This window comes from Hyphomicrobiales bacterium (assembly GCA_017642935.1).
Taxonomy (GTDB): Bacteria; Pseudomonadota; Alphaproteobacteria; order Rhizobiales; family MH13; genus MH13.
In genome coordinates this window covers 1-18981 of sequence record JAEPOK010000001.1, presented here as the reverse complement: position 1 = coordinate 18981, position 18981 = coordinate 1, and the positions used below count along the sequence as shown (strand labels likewise).

General features: G+C 59.1%; 13 protein-coding genes and 1 pseudogene. 7 read left to right on the top strand and 7 right to left on the bottom strand.

What is annotated here, in order from left to right:
• Window positions 1–9 precede the first annotated feature (9 nt).
• The 5 genes from ugpE to JJ917_00050 all read right to left on the bottom strand — a co-directional run bounded on the left by ugpE (window position 10) and on the right by JJ917_00050 (window position 7618).
• Complete coding sequence (gene ugpE / locus JJ917_00070; protein ID MBO6697199.1) at window positions 10–846, bottom strand: sn-glycerol-3-phosphate ABC transporter permease UgpE; 837 nt, start codon at window positions 844–846, stop codon at window positions 10–12.
• Between the two features lie 53 nt (window positions 847–899).
• Window positions 900–1781, bottom strand: a complete 882-nt coding sequence (ugpA, locus tag JJ917_00065; protein ID MBO6697198.1) for a sn-glycerol-3-phosphate ABC transporter permease UgpA — start codon at window positions 1779–1781, stop codon at window positions 900–902.
• Window positions 1782–1841: 60 nt separating this feature from the next.
• Complete coding sequence (ugpB, locus tag JJ917_00060; protein ID MBO6697197.1) at window positions 1842–3155, bottom strand: sn-glycerol-3-phosphate ABC transporter substrate-binding protein UgpB; 1314 nt, start codon at window positions 3153–3155, stop codon at window positions 1842–1844.
• 164 nt (window positions 3156–3319) lie between these two features.
• Window positions 3320–6499, bottom strand: coding sequence for an efflux RND transporter permease subunit (locus JJ917_00055; protein MBO6697196.1), 3180 nt, complete (start codon window positions 6497–6499; stop codon window positions 3320–3322).
• A 12-nt stretch (window positions 6500–6511) separates the two neighbouring features.
• Window positions 6512–7618 carry an efflux RND transporter periplasmic adaptor subunit gene (locus JJ917_00050; GenBank protein MBO6697195.1) on the bottom strand — a complete coding sequence of 369 codons (1107 nt, stop codon included), beginning with the start codon at window positions 7616–7618 and terminating at the stop codon, window positions 6512–6514.
• 429 nt (window positions 7619–8047) lie between these two features.
• Here JJ917_00050 and acsA point away from each other — a divergent pair, with 429 nt between their 5' ends.
• From acsA to JJ917_00025, 5 genes and pseudogenes are all read left to right on the top strand, one after another.
• Window positions 8048–9790, top strand: a complete 1743-nt coding sequence (acsA, locus tag JJ917_00045) for an acetate--CoA ligase (GenBank protein MBO6697194.1) — start codon at window positions 8048–8050, stop codon at window positions 9788–9790.
• Window positions 9787–10758 (top strand): annotated as a pseudogene (gene pdhA, locus JJ917_00040) (pyruvate dehydrogenase (acetyl-transferring) E1 component subunit alpha). The gene acsA and the pseudogene pdhA overlap by 4 nt, the downstream one beginning before the upstream one ends.
• Entirely contained in the window at window positions 10753–11781 is a 1029-nt protein-coding gene (locus JJ917_00035) for an alpha-ketoacid dehydrogenase subunit beta (GenBank protein ID MBO6697193.1), read from the top strand. The pseudogene pdhA and the gene JJ917_00035 overlap by 6 nt, the downstream one beginning before the upstream one ends.
• 2 nt (window positions 11782–11783) lie before the next feature.
• Window positions 11784–13022 (top strand): 2-oxo acid dehydrogenase subunit E2, encoded by a 1239-nt coding sequence (locus tag JJ917_00030; GenBank protein MBO6697192.1) that lies wholly within the window; start codon window positions 11784–11786, stop codon window positions 13020–13022.
• Window positions 13019–13261 carry an acyl carrier protein gene (locus tag JJ917_00025; GenBank protein MBO6697191.1) on the top strand — a complete coding sequence of 81 codons (243 nt, stop codon included), beginning with the start codon at window positions 13019–13021 and terminating at the stop codon, window positions 13259–13261. Before JJ917_00030 ends, JJ917_00025 begins: the two co-directional genes overlap by 4 nt.
• Before the next feature lie 33 nt (window positions 13262–13294).
• On the opposite strand, the gene ppk2 is transcribed toward JJ917_00025, so the two are convergent.
• A complete protein-coding gene (ppk2, locus tag JJ917_00020; GenBank protein ID MBO6697190.1) occupies window positions 13295–14110 on the bottom strand; it encodes a polyphosphate kinase 2 in 816 nt (271 codons plus the stop codon).
• Window positions 14111–14302: 192 nt separating this feature from the next.
• Entirely contained in the window at window positions 14303–15868 is a 1566-nt protein-coding gene (locus tag JJ917_00015; protein ID MBO6697189.1) for an inorganic phosphate transporter, read from the bottom strand.
• A gap of 296 nt (window positions 15869–16164) precedes the next feature.
• Here JJ917_00015 and JJ917_00010 point away from each other — a divergent pair, with 296 nt between their 5' ends.
• Both JJ917_00010 and JJ917_00005 read left to right on the top strand, forming a co-directional pair.
• Window positions 16165–18024 carry a Na/Pi cotransporter family protein gene (locus tag JJ917_00010; GenBank protein MBO6697188.1) on the top strand — a complete coding sequence of 620 codons (1860 nt, stop codon included), beginning with the start codon at window positions 16165–16167 and terminating at the stop codon, window positions 18022–18024.
• A gap of 36 nt (window positions 18025–18060) precedes the next feature.
• On the top strand, window positions 18061–18309 hold the full coding sequence (locus tag JJ917_00005) for a hypothetical protein (protein ID MBO6697187.1): 249 nt from the start codon (window positions 18061–18063) through the stop codon (window positions 18307–18309).
• Window positions 18310–18981 lie beyond the last annotated feature (672 nt).

The following is an 18981-nucleotide window of genomic DNA, read 5'->3' as shown; positions in this document are numbered from 1 at the left end:
GGTGAAGTCCTATTTCTCGCTGTCCACGAGGCCGCGGATGAAGAGCTTTTGCATGGAGATGACGACAATCACCGGCGGGATCATCGCCAAAATCGATGTCGCCATGATCACCGGCCAATCGGCCAGATCATCGCCAGACGGGAACATCTGCTTCAGGCCCATCACGATGGTGTTCATCTCCGGGTCGGTGGTGATGAGCAGCGGCCAGAGATACTGGTTCCAGCCATAGATAAAGAGAATGACGAACAGCGCCGCGATGTTGGTCCGGCTCATCGGCAGAAGGATATCGACAAAGAACCGCATGGGACGGGCACCATCCACACGCGCTGCCTCGGCCAATTCATCAGGCACGGTGAGGAAGAACTGGCGGAAAAGGAACGTTGCGGTCGCACTGGCGATTAATGGAAAGATCAGCCCGGAATAGCTGTTGAGCATCCCAAAACCTGCCACCACTTCAAAGGTCGGCACGATGCGCACCTCTACCGGCAGCATAAGCGTGATGAAGATCATCCAGAAAAAGACGTTCCGGCCTGGGAAGCGGAAATAGACGATCGCGAAGGCCGACAGCAACGAGATGATGATTTTGCCAATGGCAATGCCCAGTGCCATGACCAGCGAGTTCATCAGCATCGTCGCCACGGGAACATTGACGCCGGAGAACAGGGCCCGCGTGTAGTTCTCAACGAAGTGCTCGCCCGGCCATATCGGCATCGGCGCTTGCGCAATATCTTGCTGGGTGATGGTCGAGGCTACAAACGCAAGCCAGATTGGGAAGAACACGACCAGCACGCCGAAGATCATCAGCACATGGGTCAGCCAAAGGCTGCTGCCGCGCTTTTCCACCATGCCGGGCGCCGGTTCGCGCACCGCCACCGGTGTTGATTCCGCTGCGACCGCCATCAGTAATGCACCCGTTTTTCGATGTATTTGAACTGCACCACGGTCAACAGCCCGACGACGAAGAGCAGGATCACCGACTGGGCTGCCGATGAACCAAGGTCCTGCCCGACAAAGCCATCTGAATAGACCTTGTAGACGAGGATCGTTGTTGCCTGCTGTGGTCCACCTAGTGTGATCGTGTGGATCACACCAAACGTCTCGAAGAAGGCATAAACCACGTTCACGACCAGCAGGAAGAACGTTGTGGGCGAGAGCAGCGGCAACACGATGGTGAAAAACCGTCGCCAGAACCGCGCGCCGTCGATGGCGGCCGCTTCGATGACCGACTTAGGCACCGCCTGAAGCGCCGCAAAGAAGAACAGGAAGTTGTAGCTTATCCGGCCCCAAGCCGAGGCGACGACCACCAGCCCCATGGCCTCGGTCTCGTTCAGCACGTGGTTCCAATCATAGCCAAGCTGGCCGAGGTAAAACGACACCACGCCAATGCGCGTGTTAAACATGAAGAGCCAGAGAACGCCGGCCACGGCAGGGGCAACCGCATAGGGCCAAATCAGCAAGGTGCGATAGGTGCCTGCGCCCTTGATCAGCCGGTCGGCCAATACCGCCAGAAACAGCGCTGGGATCATCGAGACCACAGTGACCAGCGTCGAAAACACCGCCGTCGTCCAGAAGGACGCGCGATAGAACGGATCGGACAGCAGGAACTCAAAGTTCCCCAGCCCGACAAACTCCATCGACAGACCAAACGGGTCCGGGATGAACAGCGATTGCCAAATGGCTTGCGCCGCCGGGTAGAAAAAGAAGACGGCTGAGATGAAGACTTGTGGCGCAATGAGCGCCAAAGGCAAAAGCCAGCCTTTGAAGGTGACACGCTTTTCCATCAACCCTGCCCCCGCAGAAAAGAGGCGGGCACCGTCGCGCCCGCCTCCATCAATTCAGCGTTAGTTGTTGGCTTGCTCGAAGCGACGCAGCAGAACGTTGCCGCGCTCAACAGCGGAGGTCAGCGCCTCGTCTGCTGTTTTGTCACCAGCCCAAACGGCCTCCAACTCTTCATCGATAATGCCACGGATCTGGTCGAAGGAACCAAGACGCAGACCGGAGGAGTTTGGCGTCGGGTCGTTCGCCGTCATCTGCGTGACCGAGATGTCGGTGCCTGGGTTTTCGTCATAAAAACCCTGCTCGCGGGTCGCTTCGCCGGCTGCCAGCGTGATCGGCAGATAACCGGTGTCCTGATGCCACTGCGCCTGGACGCTGGTCGAGGAAAGGAAGTTCATGAAGGCGGCAACGCCTGCATATTCTTCGGATTCATGGCCTTCCAAGACCCAAAGGGAAGCACCACCGATGATGGTGTTCTGTGGAGCGTCGACAGCACCGGCCCAATAGGGAAGCGGGCGAACCTCGAAATCGAACTCAGCCTCGGCGCTGATACCGGCATAACCAGCAGAGCTTTCGGTAAAGAGAGCGCATTCGCCTGCACGGAAGTTGGCGCCGCCTTCGTTGCGGCGGCCCGCGTAGATGAAGCGACCATCTTGTGCCCAATCACCCAGGGTCTGCACATGCTGAACCTGGATTGGACCGTTGAACGCAAGCTCGGTGTCGAGGCCGGCAAAGCCATTATCCTGCGTGGCGAACGGCGTGTCGTGATAGGCTGAGAGGTTCTCAAGATGGATCCAGCTCTGCCAGGCCGTGGTCATCGGACATTCGATGCCAGCATCACGCACCTCGGCGAGGACATCGCCAACCTGCTCCCAGGTGGACAGATCGACATCGGGGTCGACGCCTGCCTCTTCAAGCAGGTTACGGTTGACCCAAAGTACGGGCGTTGAGGAGTTGAACGGCAGCGAGAGCATGTCGCCATCGGACGTCGTATAATAGCCGGTCACAGCCCCGATATAGGCATCCTGGTCGAATTCAGCGCCTGCATCGGTCATGACTTCGTAGACCGGGCGAATGGCGCCTTCAGCCGCCATCATGGTGGCCGTGCCAACTTCAAAGACCATGAGGATATGTGGCTGCTCTCCGGCGCGGAACGCGGCGATGCCAGCATTAAGCGTTTCAGAGTAGTTGCCCTTGTGCGACTGCACGACGACATAGTCGCTTTGGCTGGCGTTGAATTGTTCAACCTGCGCAGCAACCAGTTCGCCGAGACGGCCGGTAAAGGCGTGCCAAAACTCGATTTCGGTTTGCGCATAAGCCGCAATGGGTGTGAGAAATGTGGCTGCGGCTGCGACCGAGCCAATGATCATCTTTTTCATCAGGTGTCTCCCTTGAGGATCGGCGCCTCAGTTTGATCTCAGGAATCAACCTGAAACCGCGGACGCCGTGAGGGCCATAATGGTCCCCCGTTCGCGGCGCGACAACACCAATTTTTCAAGACAGTCAGATGACAGAAACTTGCGCTACGGGAACCTTAGTTTTTTTACTCCGCTGGAACAGGTACGGCCTCGGTCGAAACTGGCGCATCCGCGTCATCCTTCGCAGGCGCACGCAGGCAAAGGCGCAGCAAGGGCGGAACCGTCAGAAGCGTGAGAAACGCTGACATCGACAGACCACCGACAACCACGGCGCCCAAACCACGGTAAAGTTCGGCGCCTTCACCGGGAATGAGGACCAGAGGCAGCATACCCATGATGCTTGTCAGCGTGGACATGAAGATCGGACGGATACGGTGATTGGTCGCTTCTTCAATGGCCTCAACCGGCGCCATGCCCTCTTCGCGTAGGTTGATCAGCGTCTGGTGGACGATGAGGATCGCGTTGTTGACCACGATACCGATGAGAATGATGAAGCCAAGCAGCGTCAGCATATCGAGCGGCTGCACCTGAAATGTGTTGAGGAGCGCAAGCCCTCCAACACCACCAGCAGCTGCCACCGGCACCGAGATCAAAATCACAAGCGGCAGAATGAAACTTTCAAACAGGATCGCCATCACCAGGAACACGATGAGCAGCGCGACGATCAGATTGATCTGAATGGCATCCCAGGTCTGGCTCAACTGATCAGCAGTGCCCGATACGCTCAGCCGGATACCTGGCGGCAACCCTTGCGCTTCCAGCGGCGCGACAACTTCGCTTTCCAACAGGGCAACGGCGCTCTCAAGCGGCAACGCATCCGATGGTCGCACCTCAAGCGTCACGGTCCGCAGACGATCGCGATGGCGAATCTCGGTCGGACCCGCGGTGACGATGACATCAGCCAAAGCGGACACCGGCGTGATCTGACCTGACGGCGTGACGACGGGAAACCCGCCAACATCCTGGGTGCGCAAGCCTGACAGAGCAGAGCGGTCACCGAGCAGAACAAGATTGAGACGGTCGGCTCCTTCAGTGATTTCGGCGACCCGCAGCCCGTCATTGTAGGCATCCACCGTGGCTGCGAGCGCGCGCGCATCCAACCCGGCATCGGCAAGCCGTAAGCGATCTGGGATCAGGCGAACCTCTGGCGCACCGAGTTCCAGGCCAGGGATAGGACGGAACTGATGGCCTTCAGACCGCGGCAGGATACCCGAAACCATCCCGGCTGCTTGCCCAGCAACGGCGAGAATGGCTTCCAAATCCTGACCTGAAACATTGAGCTCAATGGTTCGCCCGCCACCAATGCCCTGCCCGAAGAGCGAGGGTTGGGTCATGAAGCCAAACGTTCCAGGCTCCGCAAAAATCGGCATGGAGAGCACAGGAATAAGGTCCCCAGCGCGGGTTCCGTCCATCGCCGTTGCCCCGACGAAACTGTTGCCGGGCGTTGCCACGAAGAAGAAATTCTCGATCGCCGGCCTGCCGTCTTCCAGCTCAAGCGCCGGCGCGGCCTCCCACATCGGACGCGCCGTCTGCTCGATCCGCTCGGCGATCGTCTCAGTCGTATCGAGATTGTAACCGGGCGGCGGAATAATCAAGCCGAAGACCAGGTTGCGGTTGCCTTCAGGCAGATACTCAAGCTGCGGCAGAAACGTCACGCTTGCCGTGATGGCCGTGCCTGCGATCACCGTCACCATGACGATGCCAAGCGCCCGCATACGCACTGTCGCGCGCACATACATCATGACCAAGGCTTTGAAACCGCGCCCCAGATGGTCGATGCCAGGTAATGGCAACATCTTCTGCTGGCCGCGCCCCAAAAGGCGGCTCGACAAGGCCGGAATCACGGTTACAGCGACAAGCAAGGACAACAGGACCGACACCGAAATCGCAACGGCGATGTCGCGGAAAAGCTGGCCCGCTTCCAATTGCATCACCAGTATCGGCACGAAGACCAGGACGGTGGTCAAGGCGGAAACCAATATAGCGCCCCAAACCTGTTTGGCGCCGCGATAAGCGGCCTCCCGGCGCGGCATGCCCGTCTCGCGCAGACGGTAGATGTTCTCCAAGACAACGATCGCCGCATCGACAATCATACCGACGGCAAACGCAATGCCAGCGAGCGAAATGACGTTCAGCGTTCGCCCAGTCGCGGCCATGACAACGAACGTCGCGACAATCGACACCGGGATGGCGAGCGACACAACCAGCGTCGCGCGCGGACTGCGCAAGAAGAGCAGAAGCACCATCGCAGCGAGCCCGCCGCCGATCCAGATGTTCTGTGTCACTAGATCGATGGCGCCCTCAATATAGACCGTCTCGTCATAGACCTGCTGCAGGACGAGGTTCTGATCAGCGACCGGCCCGGCGGCGAGTTCGTCGAGCGTCTGGTGCACCTCCTCCATCGTCTCGATCACGTTGGCGCCGCGCTCGCGCACGACGTTGAACGCCAAGCCCGGATCGCCATTAAATCGCAATCGGACAGCCGGCTCCTCATAGGCAAAGGCAACCGTCGCGACGTCGGCAATCCGCACCCGCCCCAGCGGACCGCCATCGGTTTGCGAGCGCAAAACCACGTCCTCCACCGCCGTGATGGTGTTGAGATTGCCTTCGGCACGCACGACATAGCGGCGCTTACCTTCTTCGACGTCGCCAGCGGAAAGGGAGACATTTTCGGTCCGCAGCCGGTTGACGACCTCCGGCACCGTCAAGCCAAAGCGCGCCAATCGTTGCGGATCGATGATGATCTGAAGCTCACGGCTCACCCCGCCGAACACGTTGACGGCCGACACGCCCTCCACGCGCTCAAGACGGTCCTGCACGACGTCTTCAATAAAATCGCCATAGGTCGGCAAGGAGCGGCTGTTGCCTTCACCAGCGAGCACGAGCACCCAGGCGATCGGGCTATCATCATCGCCGGACGTGTTAAGCACCGGTTCGGACGCCTCATCGGGGTAGTCGCTCACCCGGTCGAGGCGGTTGGAAACCAGCAACAAGGTCTGGCTCATGTCGGTGCCGATCGCGAACTCGAGCGTAATTTGAGCTTGGCCGGTTGAGGAAGACGACGTCATGATATCGAGGCCTTCTAACCCGCGCAGCACATCCTCCTGCGGGTTGACAATCTCGCGCTCAATTTCGACCGGCGCGGCGCCAGGCCAATTGGTGGTGATCGTGACAACAGGCGAACTGACATCCGGCGCCAATTGAACTGGAATGCGCGAAAGGGCCAGCCCGCCGAACAGGATTGCCATGATCACCGTGGCTACGACGGCGATCGGCCGATCAATCGCAAAGCGGATAAGATCCATGATTCCCGTTCCTTAGTTGGTCGCCTGGATCGGCTGGCCTGGAAACAGGCGCTCGTTGCCGCGCACGACCACGAAGTCTCCCTCGTTCAAACCGCCCAGCACCTCAAAGCGATCGCCCATTGCAACGCCGATTTGCACGGTACGGGGCGTCGCCACACCGTCTTCATCGACGAATACGGACCAGCCAGACGCGCTTTGCGTCAAAGCGTCCTTGGGCACCGATAGCGCATCACGCGGTGCATCGGTCGGCACCGAAACCGTGATCGACTGCCCAACGGCAACGCGCCGGGTCAGCGCCTGGAGATCGGTGGTGAACCGAACCGGACGCGTGCGCGTCGCGGCAAATTCCGTCGGCAAGATAGCACGAACCGTGAGAGCAAGTGGCGTTCCTTCTTCGGTTTCGCCGCTCAGCACCAGTTCCGGTGACAACCCCTCAATGTACAGCGCAGGCACGTTTGCCTCGATCTCAAGCGTCGTGACATCGAGCAGTCGTGCAACCGGCTCGCCGGCTGAGATGAACTGTCCGGGATCCGTCTCGACCGATAAAACAATGCCGCGAAACGGCGCCGTAATCTCCGCGCGTTCAAAGTTGTAGCGCGCGCGCTCGAGCGCAGCCTGAGCATTCAGTAGCCGTGCCTGAGCTTCGGCTAACTGGCCACGCGCTTCGGAAAACGCTCCGCGCGTATCTTCCAGCCGACCTTCGGAAAACGCTGAACTGCCGCGCAACGCATCGGTTCGGTTGAACACATCTTGCGTACGTGTGACCCGCGCCTCAGCAACTTCGATGCCCGCCTCCGCCTCAGCAAGACTGGCCTCAGCCTGCGCGAGTTCGATCTCGATCAACTGACGGTCGAGCACCGCCAGCACATCGCCAGGCTCAATCTGATCTCCAACAAGGATCCGAACTTCATCGACGATCCCCGCCACCCGAGCAGCGATCGCACTGTCACGTTGGGCAACAACCTCACCAAAGATCGGCCGCGTCTCGGCCAAGGTGCGCATTTCCACCCGCTCTGTCACGACCAGCGAAGGACCACCCTGGGCAAATCCTGGTGGAACAAACACAATCACAAAAAGGAAAGCGGGGATGACAAGCGCAGCAGCGCGGTACAGGTGCATGATCGAAGGAACTTTGAACTGGTGTAGAAACAAATGTCGGAAACCGCAGGCGAATGCCAAGGCTTTACCGCCGACGACGGTAACCTAGCGCCAAACGCCAATTGAGCAATCCGAACAGAAACGCAGCACCCGACTCTCCTGCCAAACACCGCTCATCTATCTGGATACAGATAATGGCAACAGTAAAGGCAGAAAGTGATCAAGCAGGGGCGACATTCGATTTCGAGGGTTTTTTGCTGACGGCGCAACCAATCGAATGACGGCACTGAATGCCGACGGATGGTTGTCGGTAGGTTAGGAGCTGCGCGCGATGGGCTGATATACCAATTCGCATCTGCGCGCCATTTGCCGAATTTGGTTGACAAAAATCAGCCGCTCGCTGGCGACCGCTTGCATTCTCCTGACCCTGGCAAGGGCGGGAACGTTTGCATGGATACAGTCTTCGAAAAGAGCGCCGAGGAGCGGGCATCGGCCTCCATGCCGGACGCGGAACAGCTCCGCCAATCCTTTGAATGGAATGATGCACTTTCGCTGCTCGATGGCTTGCCGGGCGGGGGGTTGAACATCGGCTATGAGGCTGTGGATCGCCACGTTGTGGGCGGTCACGGCGACCAAGTTGCCCTACGCTGGTTCGGCAAGGATGGCAGCACGCGTAACCTGACCTATGCCGGTATGGCAGGCCTGTCCGCGCGCTTTGCCAACGTCTTGAAAGATCATGGTCTGCACAAAGGCCATTCGCTGTTCGCCATGATGGGGCGCGTACCGGAACTCTATGCGGCCGCCATTGGCACGCTGAAAGCCGGCCTTGTGTTTACACCGCTGTTCTCCGCTTTCGGGCCGGAGCCGATCCGCACGCGCATGGAGATTGGAGAAGCCGACGTCCTGCTCACCACCGCCTCCATCTACAAACGTAAGATCGCTGCGTGGCGCGATGACATACCCTCCCTGAAACTGGTCCTCATCGCCGGCGATGAAGCACCGGAAGGATGCGTTGCCCTTGGCCCTGCCTTGGAAGCCGCCTCGGAACGATTTGAGGTTGTGCGCACCGAGCCGGAAGACCCCGCACTCATCCATTTCACCTCCGGAACCACAGGCAAACCCAAAGGCGCCGTGCATGTGCATGGCGCGGTGATCTACCACGCTTTTTCCGGCCGCAACGCTTTGGAACTCAAGCCCGGCACGACCTATTGGTGCACCGCCGACCCGGGTTGGGTGACCGGTACGTCCTATGGCATTCTCTCACCGCTGGTGAACCGCGTGACGATGATTGTCGATGAAGCCGAGTTCGACCTGGATCGCTGGTACACAACGATCGAGCGCGAGAAGGTGCAGGTCTGGTATTCGGCACCTACGGCCATTCGTATGATGATGCGGGCAGGCGAAGAAGCCGCAGCGCCTTACGACTTCTCCTCTCTCAGCTTTTTGGCCAGCGTCGGCGAGCCGCTCAATCCCGAAGCCGTGGTTTGGAGCGAGAAGGTTTTCGGTCGCCCGTTCCACGACAATTGGTGGCAGACCGAGACCGGCGGAATCATGATCGCCAACACCAAGGCGATGGATGTGCATCCGGGGTCCATGGGCAAGCCGCTGCCCGGCATTGAGGCCGGGATCGTCGAACGCGACAACGGTGCGTTACGAGAACTTGCCGATGGCGAGATAGGAGAATTGGCTCTGCGGCCCGGTTGGCCCTCAATGATGCGGACCTACCTTCACGAGAAAGCGCGTTACGACAAATGCTTTGTCGATGGCTGGTACCTTTCCGGCGATCTGGCGATGCGCGACGCCGACGGCTATTTCTGGTTCGTGGGGCGCGCCGATGATCTGATCAAATCCTCCGGCCATTTGATCGGCCCGTTCGAGGTGGAAAGCGCCCTGATCGAGCATGAGGCCGTCGCGGAGGCTGGCGTGATCGGCGTACCGGATGAGACGGCCGGCGAGGTGGTCAAAGCCTATGTCGTGCTCAATCCTGATTTCGTAAAGTCTGACGAGTTGGAACGCGCCATTCGCGGTCACGCCCGCAAAAAGCTTGGCCCGGCGGTGGCGCCGCGTGAGATCGTGTTCCGCCAGACCCTCCCCAAAACGCGATCAGGCAAGATCATGCGCCGCTTGCTTAAGGCGCGTGAATTGGGCTTGCCGGAAGGCGATATTTCAACCCTGGAGAGTGATGAAACATGAGTGTGATCGATCGACCGCGCCTGGACCATGCCCATGTGCTGGACCTGCTCACCCACATGGTTCGCATTCGCCGGTTTGAAGACAAATGCGCCGAGCTCTACACGCAGCAAAAGATCCGCGGGTTCCTACACCTTTATGATGGTGAGGAGGCGATTGCCTCAGGCATCATCCCGGTTTTGAGCGCAGATGATCGCATTGTCGCGACATACCGCGAGCATGGCCATGCGCTCGTGCGAGGCATACCCATGACGACCGTGATGGCGGAGATGTATGGCAAGGCCGAAGGCTGCTCGGGCGGCCGCGGCGGGTCGATGCATCTTTTCGACAAGGCGACCAACTTTTATGGTGGCAATGCGATTGTTGGTGGCGGCTTGCCACTCGCCGGTGGGTTGGCGCTGGCCGACGCCATGCAAGGCCAAAGCAATGTCACTGCCTGTTTCTTCGGTGAAGGCGCCGTGGCGGAAGGTGAGTTCCATGAAACGCTCAACCTCGCCAGCCTTTGGAATTTGCCGGTTCTGTTCGTCTGCGAAAACAATGGCTATGCGATGGGCTCGGCGATCGCGCGCACAGAGGCCGAAACCGACATTCATCTGAAAGCCGCCAGCTACGGCATCGAGTCTGAAGTGGTCGATGGCATGGATGTCGTGGCTGTCGAGGCAGCTGCGCGGCGGGCCGTTCAGCGGATCAGGGAAACCGGCGCGCCCTTGTTCTTGGAATGCCGGACCTACCGGTTCCGTGCCCATTCCATGTTCGATGCACAGCTCTACCGCCCCAAAGATGAAGTGGAGCAATGGCGCGACAAAGGCCCCATCGTTCGCTTCCAGGGATGGCTGCTGGAAAACAAGCTGATCCACAAGGACGACATCACCAAGATTGAAGCCGATGCCGATGCTGAAATCGCAGAAGCTGTCGCCTTTGCAGAAGCTGGAACTTGGGAGCCGGTCGAGGACCTGGAGAAGCATGTGCTTGGCGAGCAACCCGCACCTCCTCCGCCTGCACAGCCGTCGGGCAAGACAGTTGAGACGACCTACCGTGAGGCGGTCAAACAAGCGATCGAAGAGGCGATCACGCGCGATGATCGCGTCTTCCTGATGGGCGAGGATGTCGGCGCCTATGGCGGTTGCTATGCGGTCACCAAGGGGCTCATGGAACAATTGGGCGAAGACCGCATTCGCGATACCCCGCTGTCGGAGTCAGGGTTCACCGGCGCTGGCATTGGCGCGGCGGCCGCTGGAATGCGGCCCATTGTCGAGCTGATGACTGTCAATTTCAGCCTTCTGGCGCTCGATCAGATTTTGAACACCGCCGCCACCATGCGGCATATGTCCGGCGGCGCGTTCGGCGTGCCGCTGGTCATCCGCATGGCCACCGGCGCAGGCAAGCAATTGGCCGCCCAACACTCGCACTCGCTGGAAGGCTGGTACGCCCACATTCCGGGCCTCAAGGTTCTTGCTCCAGCGACCGTGGAAGATGCGCGCGGCATGCTCTGGACCGCGCTGGAAGACCCCGATCCGGTGCTGATCTTTGAAAATGTGATGCTCTACAATCGCACCGAAATGCTCGACACGAATGCGGCTGCAGTGAACATCAGCAAGGCCGCCATCCGACGTCCAGGCAAGGACATCTCGCTGATCACCTATGGTGGATCGCTGCACAAGGTGATGGACGCCGCAGACCAGTTGGCAGCCGATGGCATCGAGGCCGAGGTGATCGATCTGCGCACCCTGCGACCGTTGGATGATGCAACCATTTTGGGGTCGCTGGCGCGGACGCGCCGAGCACTGATTGTCGACGAAGGCTGGCGTACCGGATCGCTGGCGGCTGAGATCTCCGCGCGGATCATGGAGCAGGGTTTTTGGCATCTGGACGCGCCGGTCGGCAGGCTCTGTTCCAGCGAGGTTCCGATCCCATACCCCAAACATCTGGAGGACGCTGCGATCCCGCAAACGCCGAGCATCGTTGCGGCCGCAAAATCGGTTATGGGGCGCTAGCGATGGGCGTGTTTGAGATGCCATCGCTGGGCGCCGACATGGAAGCGGGCACGCTGGTCGAGTGGATGATCAAGCCTGGCGATGCGGTCAAGCGCGGCGATGTCGTGGCGGTCGTTGAGACTCAGAAGGGCGCCATCGAAATTGAGACCTTTCAGGCTGGCACCGTGCACCATCTGGCGGCTGATCTGGGCCAGAAACTGCCTGTCGGCGCGCCGCTGGCAGTGATCCTCGGCGATGGTGAGCAAGCACCCGCCGAGCCAGCAGCTGCTCCAAAAGAGGTTCGCGCAGAACCAGAGCAGCCTGCGGCTTTTCAGCTACCGCCACCGCCACCGCCCGAGCCGGTCACCGGGCCCGAGCTAGCTCCACCAGCGCTTGCGCCTGCAGTGCCGCCACCGGCGGGTTTGATAGCCTCACCGGCGGCCCGGCGTCGTGCCGCCGAATTGGGTGTTGATCTCACCAAGGTCACCGGCACCGGGCTTGGCGGTGCGATCCAGCTCGCCGATGTTGAACATGACCGTGGCGGTGCGTCGGAAACCCGACCGGTGGCAACCAAGTCCGAACAAAAGTCAACTTCACCGATGGCAGAGATGCGCAAGGCGATTGCCGCCGCGATGTCGCGCTCGAAGCAAGAAATTCCGCATCTTTATGTCGGTCAAACGCTCGATCTTGAGCCGGCCTCACAATGGCTTGCCAAGACAAATGAAGGACGCGACCCTGCCTCGCGCTTGCTGATGGGCGCGCTGTTCGTACGCGCGACCGCATTGGCCGCCACGAAGGTGCCCGTGGTCAATGGGCAGTTTTCCGGCGATCCCTTTGAACCCTCCAAAAGCGTTCATGCCGGCGTTGCGGTCGCCTTGCGCGGCGGCGGGCTTGTCGCGCCAGCGTTGATGGATGCGCAGGACCTCTCACTGGATGCCACGATGAGTGGTATGCGCGACCTCGTCACACGGGCACGGTCCGGTCGATTGCGCGGGTCGGAAATGACGATGGGTACCATCACCATCTCAGCGCTTGGCGAAACCGGCGCTGAAGCGATGACAGGCGTTATTTTCCCACCGCAGGTGGCGCTGCTGTGCGTCGGCGCGCCGCAGCGTCGGCCCTGGGTGGTGGGCGACCAAGTGGAGCCTCGCCAAACCGTCACTGTCACTCTGTCGCTCGATCACCGTGTCGGCGATGGCCGACAGGCGGCGCGGTTCCTTGAGGTATTCCAGTCGTTGATGCAAGCCCCGGAGACGCTATGACACCGCAAGAGATCCGCACCGCTTTCCTAGCCGAGCTTTCCAAGATTGCACCTGATATCGATCCGGCCACAGTGTCGGACGACGACCATATTCAGGACGATCTGGAACTGGATTCCATGGACGTGCTCAATTTGGTGACCGCGCTTCATGCCCGTTTCGGGATCGACATACCAGAGAGCGACTACCCTCAAATCGCAACACCTGCTTTGGCCACCGCCTATCTGTCTAAGAGCGACTGACAAATCGGCGAAAGGCCCGCTCGACCTTCCGGACTAGATCAGCTTCGAGTGGACCTCTGGCACGAAAGTCTGGTCGCTCCTGGGTGGTCGGACGTAATCATGTTGTGGCGGTCTATCTTCCAGAACGATCGGATCGCGCTCGATCGTCTCGTACGGGATCATCGATAATAGATGCGCGATACAGTTGATCCGGGCATGCTTCTTCACGTCGGACTCTACAACATACCAGGGGCACTGCTTGATGTCGGTATGCGAGAACATGACATCCTTGGCCTCTGAATAATCGACCCAGCGCTTGCGGCTCTCCAAGTCCATCGGGCTGAGCTTCCATTGCTTGTTCGGATCGTTGATCCGGTTTTGAAAGCGCCGCTCCTGTTCCTCGTCACTCACCGAGAACCAGTATTTGATGAGCTGGATACCCGAGCGGACAAGCATGCGTTCAAACTCCGGACAGCTACGCAGGAACTCCAGATATTCCTCTTCGGTGCAAAACCCCATGACGCGCTCCACCCCGGCACGATTGTACCAGGAGCGATCGAAAATCACGATTTCACCGGCGGCTGGAAGGTGCGGAATATAGCGCTGGAAGTACCATTGCGTCTTCTCGCGCTCCGTAGGTGCAGGCAGCGCAACAACGGTGCACCCGCGCGGGTTCATCGCCTCAATAATGCGCTTGATTGTGCCGCCCTTGCCCGCCGCATCGCGTCCTTCAAACAGGATCGCAACCTTATGACCGGTGGCTTTCACCCATTCCTGCATCCGCACCAGCTCGGTTTGCAGACGCGCCAATTCCGCCAGGTAGGCCTTGTTGGATAGCTTATTGCTGTGCGGCTCGTGCTTGTGGCTCATGGCACACCTCGGTGGGGCCAGACGTGAGTGCTGGAAGACGGCCGACCATCACGTTGTAACGGTCTGACGCCCAAAACACGGTTCGAAGCACCCCGGTCGACCTGGCCCCAGCTCTGAAGAAAGGCGCCCGCCCGATGCCGGCAGGCTTTCACGTTCACCAAGAGATGGCAACCGAACGCAAGACGACCGAGCTCATGGCAACAGCATCCCACGCAGCATGAAATAGAACATGGCGGCCAGCAATCCGGCTAACGGAACCGTAATCACCCAAGCCGCAGCAATGCGCAGCAACAGATTGCGCTTCACCAACTCAACACGGTGCACTCGACCAAGATCCTTGCGCTCCTTTTTCCTAAGGAGCCGCTCGCTCGCCGACTGTGTCTTCATGGCACGTAGCATCTCGCCTTTAACCGTGACGTTCGCGGCTTCAAAGCGCTGAAGAAACGCTTCGACCTCCTTGGGGTCGTTGTCGCGATGATGGTCACGAATATCGTCAAGCATTCGCGCGTAGTTGGACTTGATGTACTCGCGCAAGAATCCAACCCCGAACACGCCTCCGACCGCGATGTGGGTGGAACTGACGGGCAAGCCAAGCTGTGATGCGACGATCACCGTGATCGCCGCGGCCATGGCAATGCAATAGGCGCGCATCTTGTCGAGTTCGGTGATTTCGCTGCCGACCGTGCGGATCAGCTTGGGACCATAAAGCGCCAAACCAAGCGCAATACCAATAGCACCGACCGCCATCACCCAAAGCGGGATCGAGGCTCGGGTTGCCACGCCGCCCTGCAGAATGGCTTCGTTGATACCCGCCAGTGGACCAACTGCATTTGCAACATCATTGGCGCCATGAGCAAAGCTCAGCAGAGCGGCCGCAAAGATCAGTGGTATCGTGAAAAGATCATTGATGCTCGATTTGTGATTGTGAAGGCTGTTCGTCAGTCTCGCGATGTAGGGGCGCATCAGCAGGTAAACCCCGACGGCAACCACAAAGCCGATCATCACAGCGCCAGGAAAGCCGACCGTAACCAGTTTAGAAACACCCTTCAGCATCAGATATGTGCCGAACGCCCAGGCCATCGCTGCGACAAGGATCGGCACCATGCGATTGGCCGACGCCAAGACGTCGCTCTGGTAGGTGATAGATCGCTTGATTATGTAGAGAAATCCGGCAGCGATCAGCCCGCCTAAAACCGGCGAAATCACCCAACTCGCAGCAATCATGGCGACCTGGTGCCAATCGGCAATGCCCCAACCGGCCGCAGCGATACCCGCCCCGAGAACACCACCGACAATCGAGTGCGTCGTCGAAACAGGCGCCCCAATAGCGGTAGCAAAATTGAGCCAGACAGCAGCCGCCAGGAGCGCCGCAATCATCAACCAGATGAACGTATCGCGGTTGGCCACCAGATCAGGGTCGATGATCCCCTTCTTGATGGTGCCGACAACGTCGCCACCAGCGATCAACGCGCCGCCCGCCTCAAAAAACGCGGCGATCAAGATGGCACCGGTCAGCGTGATCGCTTGCGAGCCGACGGCAGGACCAACATTGTTAGCCACATCGTTGGCCCCGATATTCATCGCCATGTAGCCGCCGATCATGGCAGCAACGACGAGCAGAATGCCGTCAATGCCACCATCGGTACGCACGATGGTGAAAAGCATAATGCCAACAATGAACATGAGGGCGGTTCCAAAGCGGAAAAGCTCATCACGATTCAATTGAATGGCCGATTCGATTCTTTCTGTTTTGAGCATAGCCCACCCCCCTTGTGCCGAAACGACACCCACCAAAGCTCACGGATCCACGGGCTTGTCGTTGATAGACATCAGGCGCAAACTGTTCCGCGCCTGCTATGTAGCGCGGCGCGGTGCGGGCTTGGCCTGAATCAAGGGGGAATGGCCATGCGACCACAGTTGGGAGAGAGCGGCGGCGCTGATCAGAGGCCGCTACACCTGGCAAATCTCAAATTGTGCCCGCAAGAGCACCAAGAGCCTTTCGGTCGACCAGCGGACCAGGCACCCCGACCGGCGCGCCTCGGCGCAATCGGCACATGAGGAAATACTACCTCCCCGTTGCCATCGCTTTGATCCTGGCCGCCTTTTGGTTCAGCGCCGATGCCCAGGAGATCGCTGCAGGGGTCGCCATCTTTCTCTTCGGCATGATGATGCTGGAAGACGGCTTTAAACTCTTCAGCGGCGGCACACTGGAACGCATGCTCGAACGCACCACGGGCTCCACGCCGCGCGCGCTTGCCTTCGGCATCCTTTCGACCACGATCCTACAATCCAGTTCGCTCGTTTCGGTGATCACGATATCCTTCCTGAGCGCTGGGTTGATATCGCTGATAGGCGGCGTTGGGATCATCTTCGGCGCCAACATCGGAACAACGACAGGAGCCTGGTTGGTTGCCGGCCTGGGTCTCAAGGTCAACATCGCGAGCTATGCGATGCCGATGATCGCGATCAGCATTGTTCTGGTTTTCCAGAAACCCAAGCCTATTCGCGGCCTTGGCTACGCCCTCGGTGGCCTGGGGTTTCTGTTCCTGGGTATCCACCACATGAAGGAAGGCTTTGAAGCCTTCAAGGATCAGATCGACCTTCTGCGCTTCGCACTGCCGGGCCTCGTGGGTCTGGTGGTCTACACGCTGCTGGGCACATCAGCGACCGTCATCATGCAATCAAGCCACGCGACCATGGTGCTGATCCTGACCGCACTTGCCGCCGGTCAGATCACCTATGAGAACGCCCTGGCGCTCGCAATTGGCGCCAATGTCGGCACCACGATCACGGCGATCCTTGGATCACTGAGCGCGAACTTTCAGGGCAAGAGGCTGGCGCTAGCGCACCTGATCTTCAACGTTACAACCGCAGCGGTTGCATTGATTTGCATCGCCCCACTGCGTGATATTGTTGACCAAATCAGCCTTTTGGTCGGCATCGGCGATCAGGACTACGCCTTGAAGCTGGCCGTCTTTCACACGGTGTTCAACACGCTTGGCGTGGCGCTGATGCTGCCGCTTCTGACCCGGCTTATCGCGTTTCTGGAAAAACGCATTGTTGAACCTGTGCCTGATGTCAGCCGTCCACGCTATCTCAACGAAGCCGTCGATGCTTTCCCACAAACCCTGGAAACGGCCCTTCGAAAGGAGGTCCAGCACCTCAACGAAAATGCGATTGAACTGATCCTGCACGGGCTTAACCTGCACCGGCAAGACATCTACACGACCGACAAGGTCGCCGAGACGGTCCAAAAAAGCCGCGCCCCGATGGACCTTGATATGGACGAGGGCTACGAGCGCCGCGTCAAAACGCTCTATTCCGCCATTGTCGAGTTCACCACGCGCGTTGGCGAACGCAGCCTCGAACCCGAGATCAACGAACGCGTGCACGCCTTGCGGGACGTGTCAGGCGACATTGTCAAGGCGGTCAAATCCGTCAAGCACCTGCGCAAAAACGTCCTGCGCTTCACTGGTCGAGACATGGGCGCGGTGACCAACCTTTATGATGGCCTGCGCACCGAGATCGCCAGGATCATCGTCGAAATTCACAAGCTGGAGTCGACCGATCCCGAGGAGCGCAGCGCGCTTTGGCTCGACCAAGAACGCGCCCAGATCGAAGACGATGCGCTGTCGACCACCCGACGCGTTGATGATTTGATCCGGCAAGGCAAGCTGCAACCCGCCGCCGCAACCTCATTCTTGAACGATTCTGGCTATGCCTACGCAGCCATGCGCAACCTCATCGAAGCAGCGCGTAAATACTATATCGAGCGCGACAGCGCGATGGCCGAAGTTGAACGGCTACTATCACTGGAGGACGAAGAGTTGGATGAGAACCACTTGGTCACCGATGCGTCACCTAAGTCTGAGACCGCGGACCATGGTAATAAAACTGTCGCACGGAGGACTTAGAGTGCAGGACCTTACGTACAGGTCGGGATCACTGCCATGGGATTGAAGAAGCTCGCCGAGAAAGTCGTGGACTACAATGAGCGCTTCGAACGCGGCAAGGCTGAAAAGATCAAGCCAAGCCACGTCGAAAAAGTTCTTAAGAAGCTACGTAAGAAGGCCATCGACTTGGAGGCCGACATCGCCTCAGCCCACTCGGCCGACAAAAAGGCCCGGCTTGAGAAGAAGCTCGACATCGCCAATACCCACATCGAACGCGCAGAATATCTCAGAAACGCGATCAACTGATCGTCGAAACCGCTGTGCGTCGATAGTCCCACCCGGCACCTGGCGCTCGCCAAAAAGCGAGCATCCAACAGAACAGAATGAATATCTTGCTCCTGGCTACCCGGTCGTGGGTCAGGCGCCCGGCATTGTAACGCGCGATCCGCGAAACGCGGATTATGATTGAAGCTGAAATGCCGATCGCCCTAACCCAAAGTGCTTCAAGCTAACCCACGGACCGGTTGATCCCGTTTGGAAAATGATCACCAAGCCAACTCCGACATTTGCAGCGCACCTTATTCAAGCGCAGCTGTTTTTACCCCCAAATGAAACCCAGTGACCTCACATGCGATTCCAAACGCGGAAGTTCGCGCTGTTGGCCGCGAACTCACGCTTCGAGCCCAACGGAGACCTTTGATCCAGTTGTACGACATGGCGCTTTCGGCGCTACGCCGAACTTTGTCAAACACTGCGGCGGTGTGTGCTTCTGGTGGCAAATGTATGGACCGACTGCGTTTCGCAAGAGAGAATTTGGCTCGATAGCGGACGTCGCTGATATGTATCCGGCCTGTTTATCGATACGCGGATCGTGGCCTTGATGGGAATACGCACGCACCATTGATCTCATTAGCGGACAGGCCCGTCATGGCCATTTGCCGCCTCAGATTCTGGGTGCGCCTGTTATCCGTTCCATGC